The sequence below is a fragment of the Pseudomonas asuensis genome, from assembly GCF_014646755.1.
In the GTDB taxonomy this organism is placed as follows: Bacteria; Pseudomonadota; Gammaproteobacteria; order Pseudomonadales; family Pseudomonadaceae; genus Chryseomonas; species Chryseomonas asuensis.
Genome location: NZ_BMNW01000013.1, coordinates 93852 through 100442, shown reverse-complemented (window position 1 = coordinate 100442; position 6591 = coordinate 93852). Strand labels below are relative to the sequence as shown.

At 54.7% G+C, this 6591-nt stretch carries 7 protein-coding genes; all 7 read right to left on the bottom strand.

The window, feature by feature from the left end; genetic code table 11:
* Positions 1-242, bottom strand: a 242-nt coding sequence (locus IEX86_RS21625) for a transposase (RefSeq protein WP_188868216.1), incomplete at its 3' end; no start/stop codon positions are given.
* A gap of 72 nt (positions 243-314) precedes the next feature.
* Positions 315-1766 (bottom strand): NADH-quinone oxidoreductase subunit NuoN, encoded by a 1452-nt coding sequence (gene nuoN, locus IEX86_RS21620; protein WP_188868215.1) that lies wholly within the window; start codon positions 1764-1766, stop codon positions 315-317.
* Positions 1767-1773: 7 nt separating this feature from the next.
* Positions 1774-3306: an NADH-quinone oxidoreductase subunit M gene (gene nuoM / locus IEX86_RS21615; RefSeq protein WP_188868214.1), complete on the bottom strand. Its 1533-nt coding sequence runs from the start codon at positions 3304-3306 to the stop codon at positions 1774-1776.
* A 30-nt stretch (positions 3307-3336) separates the two neighbouring features.
* Entirely contained in the window at positions 3337-5184 is a 1848-nt protein-coding gene (nuoL, locus tag IEX86_RS21610; RefSeq protein ID WP_188868213.1) for an NADH-quinone oxidoreductase subunit L, read from the bottom strand.
* Positions 5181-5489 carry an NADH-quinone oxidoreductase subunit NuoK gene (nuoK, locus tag IEX86_RS21605; protein ID WP_188868212.1) on the bottom strand — a complete coding sequence of 103 codons (309 nt, stop codon included), beginning with the start codon at positions 5487-5489 and terminating at the stop codon, positions 5181-5183. The genes nuoL and nuoK overlap by 4 nt, the downstream gene beginning before the upstream one ends.
* 19 nt (positions 5490-5508) lie before the next feature.
* Positions 5509-6021 (bottom strand): NADH-quinone oxidoreductase subunit J, encoded by a 513-nt coding sequence (gene nuoJ, locus IEX86_RS21600; RefSeq protein WP_188868211.1) that lies wholly within the window; start codon positions 6019-6021, stop codon positions 5509-5511.
* A 10-nt stretch (positions 6022-6031) separates the two neighbouring features.
* On the bottom strand, positions 6032-6580 hold the full coding sequence (nuoI, locus tag IEX86_RS21595; protein WP_122042204.1) for an NADH-quinone oxidoreductase subunit NuoI: 549 nt from the start codon (positions 6578-6580) through the stop codon (positions 6032-6034).
* Positions 6581-6591: the final 11 nt, after the last annotated feature.

The following is a 6591-nucleotide window of genomic DNA, read 5'->3' as shown; positions in this document are numbered from 1 at the left end:
GCCTGACGGTAGGACAAGCTTTCTTCATATAGTCGCTTGAGAACAGTGAGCTTGAAAGCCGTAGTGTAATGAGATCGAGTGGGTATGAGGCCTGCTTCGCCATGCTGCTGAAAGGCCGCAACCCAGGTGCGGACTAGGCTTCTCTCCACCTGATGCCGATGCGAAACCCTGCTGAAGCCATCAGCGCTTTCCAGGTAATCCCGAACAACCATGAGTTTGAACTGAAGCGAGTATTTCGCCATAAAGAAACCCCCGAAGGTTGTGTCCAACTTTCGGGGGTCAGTTCACAAATGGGGCTTTTTTATGGACGGTCCTTACAGACCTGTATGTTGAAGCACTTGTAGCAACGGTTGAGGGTAAACACCCAGCAGTAGTGTCAGCGCTGCGATAGCAATCAACATGACGCCTCCCACACGCTCGCCCCAGTTCATGGGTGCGTCGTGACGACTCAGGCCCGGTTGAACCAGATACATGGTTACCATGACACGCAAGTAATAGAACAAGCTGATAGCACTACCTAACACCACAGCCGCTGTTTGCCACCACAGTTTGGATTCAACACCTACAGTAATAATGTAGAACTTACCGATAAAGCCCGCCGTGAGGGGAATACCGGCAAGGGACAACATCATCACTGTTAATACGGCGGTAAGATAAGGACGTCTCCAGAAAAGGCCGCGATACTCGAAAAGCGCATCGGCATCACGCTCGCCATTACTGGGGCTGGACATAAGCACCACAACACCAAAGGCACCCAGGCTGGTTACAACATAAGTAACCAGATACACACCAATTGCTTCGACAGCCAAACCTTTGCTGGCGGCCAATGCTACGAGCAGGTAACCGAAGTGCGCAATGGATGAGTAACCCAACAGGCGCTTGAGGTTGCTTTGCATCAGTGCCAGAAGGTTGCCCACCATAATGGAGATGATGGCGATAAAGCCAACCAGACTGTGCAACCAGGTATCGTTCAAGGCTGCCGGCATGGTCTGGAACATCCGTACCACAACTGCAAAGACAGCGACCTTGCTGGCAGTAGCCAGGAAGGCACCGACAGGAGCAGGTGCGCCTTCGTACACGTCGGGTGTCCACAGATGGAAGGGAACGAGTGAGAGTTTAAAGGCTAGGCCAACAAACATCATGCCTATACCTATTTCCAGCAACAGCCCCGCAGAGGCCTGCTGAGCCAGTTGTGCACCAATACCGCTAAAGCTCAACGTGCCTGATTGCGCGTACAACAGCGCCATACCGAACAGCAAAATGGCCGAACCAGCAGCGGACAGCACCAGGTACTTCATGCCGGCTTCGAGGGAGCGGCGATTGAAATACGAGTAGGCTACCAGGCCATAAACCGGTACGGACAAAAGCTCCAGCCCAATGAACAACGAGGCCAGATGCTGGGCGCTGACGAGCACGATACCACCGGTGCAGGAAAGAAGCAGCAGCAAATAAAGCTCTTCGCGGTTGCTTGAATATTTCTCCATATAGGCATGTGACAAGGTCATGCATGCCAGCGTAGCCACCAGGATAAGCGCTATATAAAAGTGCGTATAACCATCTATACGCATAAGGCTGGTGACATCAATGTCACCCACGCGCATCGAGTACACGATGGAAAGCAAGGCCAGGTTCAGGCCGATGACCGACAAGGTCGGAATTACGGTATGACTGCGCCGCCAGGCTATCGCCAACATCACTACGATGGCTGTAAGGCCAGTGATGAGGAGCGGCAGAAGTGCGATGAAATGTTCCGTTGTAAAAGTCATGGCGCGACTACCGGGCAGAAACGATGGAAGAGAAGGCCGTACCGAGCCACTGGTGCACACCGTTCATGCTGGCTGCAGACGTATCCAGTATGGGCTGCGGATAGACACCCAGAAGGATAAGCAGGCCTACCAGGAGTAACACCATAGACATCTCCCGTGCGTTAAGGCCTGGCAGTGGCGCGTCTGACTTGGCGGGACCGAAGTACGCACGGTGAATCATGATCAATGAATACACCGAGGCGGCTACCAGACCAAATGTAGCAATGACGACTGTCACTGGCACCATTGGGAATGCACCCATCAGAATCAGGAACTCGCCCACGAAGTTGCCGGTACCCGGCAGGCCCAGTGATGCCGACGCGAAGAACAGACTGAGGGCCGGTAGATAAGGGAGACGACCCCATAGCCCGCCCATCTCCCGCATGTCGCGGGTATGCAGACGCTCATAGAGCTGGCCGCACAAGATAAACAGGCCGGCAGCAGAAAGACCGTGGGCAATCATCTGAACGACCACACCCTGCAGAGCATGCAAGCTGCCGGAGTAGATGCCGATCAATACAAAGCCCATGTGCGAAACGCTGGAGTAAGCCACAAGGCGTTTGATGTCGGTTTGTGCAAAAGATAGGAACGCACCGTAGAAGATACCGATGATACCTAGCCACATTGCAATAGGTGCAAATTCGGCAGAAGCATTCGGGAACAGCGGAACGGCAAAGCGTAGGATACCGTAGGCTGCTGTCTTGAGCAGGATACCGGCAAGGTCGACGGAACCCGCAGTAGGCGCCTGGGCATGAGCATCAGGCAACCACGAGTGCACCGGCACGGCTGGCAGCTTCACGGCGAAAGCAATGAAGAAACCAAGCATGAGCAGGTACTCAGTGGCTGGATCCATCTGCGTTTTCAGCAGGTCCTCATATTCAAACGTCAGGATACCGGTTGAGCTGTAATTCACCAGTACCAATGCCACGATTGCTACCAGCATGATCAAGCCGCTGGCCTGGGTGAAGATGAAGAACTTGGTGGCTGCCGTAATCCGGCTCTTCTTGCCGTCGGCAGAGCTATGACCCCAGAGTGCGATGAGGAAATACATCGGCACCAGCATCACTTCCCAGAAGACGAAGAACAGGAACAGGTCCATGGCCAGGAACACGCCAACCACTCCACCCAGAATCCACAAGAGGTTCAGGTGAAAGAAGCCAACATGCTTTTGGATTTCGCGCCAGGAACAGACGACGGCCAAAAGACCCAGCAGACCTGTCAGCAGCACCATAAGCAGCGATAGGCCGTCCATGGCGAAGTGCAGGCTGATACCAAGGCGCTCGATCCAGGGATACTGGAACTCAACCGCCCAGGCCTGTTCGCCTCCCGGAGCAGGGGCTAGGTTGTAGTCGCCATGCCACCAGGCCCACAGGCCCAGGACTAGCTCAAGCAGCATGGTTAATAGAGCAATCCAGCGTGGCAGGAGATTGCCGGAGCGATCTCCCAGCCAGCACAGCAGACCGCCTATGAAGGGGATCAGGATTAGCCAAGGCAGAATCATGACGGGCTCAATTCCTTTCGTAGATTCAAGTCAGGCCAGAAGCAGTGCAGCAAGAAGCAGCACTGCACCACCCACGATGGAGGCGGCATACCAACGCAGGCGGCCATTCTCGGTAAGGCTCAGCGTGAGGTTACCGGCACGTGCCAGCAGCGGAACGATAACGAGTGCTTTATCAATCGGATCGCTGCGCAGCAAGTGGGTAATAGCCAGGTAAGGCTTCACGAAGATCCAGTTATAGAGCCAATCAAAGCCCCATGCGTGGTACCACCAAGTGCCGAAGAAGCGGCCTGGAGCACTTTTGGCAAGCGCATTGATAAAGCGACGCTTGCCCAAGAAAAGCAGCGCTGCCAACAGGATGCCAGCCAGCGCAATAGCGCCCGAAGCAATTTCCAGGCTGTGCTTGGCTTCGCCACCGGCATGACCCGCTGATTCAGGAAGCACACCTGCCAGCGGTGGTGTAATCCAGGCGCCGATAAAGGTGGATAGTATGATCAGCACGATCAGTGGCAAATGGTGAGCGATACCGTGGCCGCCATGAGCCTCCGTCTTGGCTTCACCGTGGAACACGATAAAGATGAGGCGGAAGGTATAGATCGACGTCAGGAAGGCACCAATCAAGCCTGCAATCAGCAGATTCTGATGACCGCTAGCAAAGGCTTCCCACAGGATCTCGTCCTTAGAGTAGAAACCAGCAGTCAGCAACGGTAGAGCTGCTAGCGCTGAACCACCCACCAGGAAGCTTGCATAAGCCAGCGGAATCTTTTTCCAGAGGCCGCCCATCTTGAAGATGTTTTGCTCGTGATGGCAGGCCAGGATGACCGAACCGGAAGCAAGGAACAGCAGTGCCTTGAAAAATGCATGGGTCATCAAGTGGAAGATTGCACCGCTCCAGGCACCTACACCCAAGGCCAGGAACATATAGCCAATCTGACTCATGGTGGAGTAGGCAAGGATACGCTTGATATCGGTTTGTACGAGTGCTGCAAAGCCTGCCAACACCAGCGTAACCGCGCCTACGATACCTACAAGATGCAGGATTGAAGGCGTCAGCTCAAACAGGCCATGACAGCGCGCGATCAGGTAGACGCCCGCGGTCACCATGGTAGCGGCGTGGATCAGCGCCGATACAGGTGTCGGACCCGCCATTGCATCGGCTAGCCAGGTCTGCAGGGGCAGCTGGGCAGACTTACCTACCGCGCCGCCTAGTAACATCAGCGTAGCCAACATGAGCAGCGGATCATTCATGGTGAATACATCTGGTGCCCGAGCTAACAGCTCCTGAATGTCCAGAGTGCCTAAGGTCATGAACAGGATAAACATGCCAAAGGCCATGAACACGTCACCCACGCGAGTCACGATAAAGGCCTTGAGTGCTGCGTTACCGTTGGCACGTTCGCTGTAGTAGAAGCCGATCAGCAGATAACTGCACAGGCCTACACCTTCCCAACCGAAGTAAAGAAAGAGCAGGTTATCGCCCAGTACCAGGAACAACATGCTCGCCACGAACAGGTTGGTATAGGCGAAAAAGCGCGCATAGCCTGCTTCGCCACGCATGTACCAGGAGGCGAATAAGTGGATCAGAAAGCCTACGCCGGTTACCACACAGAGCATGGTCACCGAGAGGCCATCCAGGTACAGAGCAATATTGGGCGCAAAGCCATCGACCGTCATCCAGTTCCATAGGACTTGGGTGACAGCCCCCTCAGGTGGAGGGCTGGAAAGAAACTGCCAGGTGACCCAGGCGGTCGTCAGAGCAGAAAGCCCTACGGAGCCTACGCCGATTAGTGCAGACAGGTTTTCCGACCAGCGACTGCGGGAAAACGCCAGCAGTACAAAGCCAATGAGAGGAAAAACGAAAGTAAGAGGTAGCAGGTTCATCCGCGCATCTCGCTGGCAGCATCGACATCGAGGGTATGGAAACGGCGATAGAGTTGCAGCAGGATCGCAAGGCCAATGCTGGCCTCAGCCGCCGCAAGGCTTAACACCAGAATGAACATCACCTGGCCGTCAGGTTGGCCCCAACGACTCCCGCCCACGACAAAAGCCAAGGCAGAGGCATTCATCATGATTTCCAAACTCATCAATATGAACAGGATATTGCGCCGTACCATCAGGCCAACCAGACCCAAGGCGAACAACGCGCCGGCAAGTGCCAAGCCATGTTCCAAAGGTATCGCATTCATAGGTCCATTCCTTAACGGGTTACTCGCCGACGCCTTTGACGTCTTGTTGCCGGCCCAGGTGGTAGGCCGCAACCAGGGCAGCCAGTAGCAGCATCGAAGCCAGTTCAACCGCCAGCAGATAAGGTCCAAACAAGCTGATACCTACCGCTTTTGCGTCAACCGTTGTGTGGCCGATGGTGTTGCCGCCAGGCATTCTGCCCAATACCAGCAACAGCTCGACCAGTAACGCAATGGCCAGAATCGACGGGCCAATCCATATATTAGGCGTCAGCCACTTGCGTTCCTGCTCGACAGCCGCAGGGCCAAGGTTGAGCATCATCACTACGAAGACAAACAGCACCATAATGGCACCTGCGTATACGATGACCTCTAGAGCACCTGCGAACGGAGCGCCCAAGCTGAAAAAGGTCATCGCTACAGCCAGTAGGGAGATGATGAGGTAGAGCAGGGCGTGCACCGGGTTATGATTGGTGATTACCCTGAACGTAGCCAGTACGGCGACACCAGCAGCGAAATAGAAAGCAAATTCCATCTTTCCGTCCTTAGGGCAGCAGGCTCTTGACGTTGATCGGCTCGGCCTCGTTCTTCGCAGCACCCTTTGGTTTGCCCGCAATGGACATACCGGCAACGCGATAGAAGTTGTAGTCCGGGTACTTACCAGGTCCGGAAATAAGAAGGTGTTCCTTCTCATACACCAGGTTCTGGCGATCGTACTCACACATTTCGAAGTCCGGTGTCAGCTGAATTGCAGTAGTAGGGCAAGCCTCTTCACACATGCCGCAGAAGATGCAGCGTGAGAAGTTGATCCGGAAAAACTCCGGATACCAGCGACCATCTTCTGCTTCGGTTTTCTGCAGAGAAATACAGCCTACCGGGCATGCTACTGCGCACAGGTTGCAGGCTACACATCGCTCCTCGCCGTCGGGGTCGCGCGTCAGTACGATTCGCCCGCGGTATCGGGGAGGCAGATAGACCTGCTCTTCCGGGTACTGCAGGGTGTCACGCTTTCTGAAGGCATGGGAAAAGACCATCAGCAGGCTGCGTAGCTGAGTCCCAGTACCATGTATGACGTTAATGATTTCTTTAAACATGGACGGTCTCC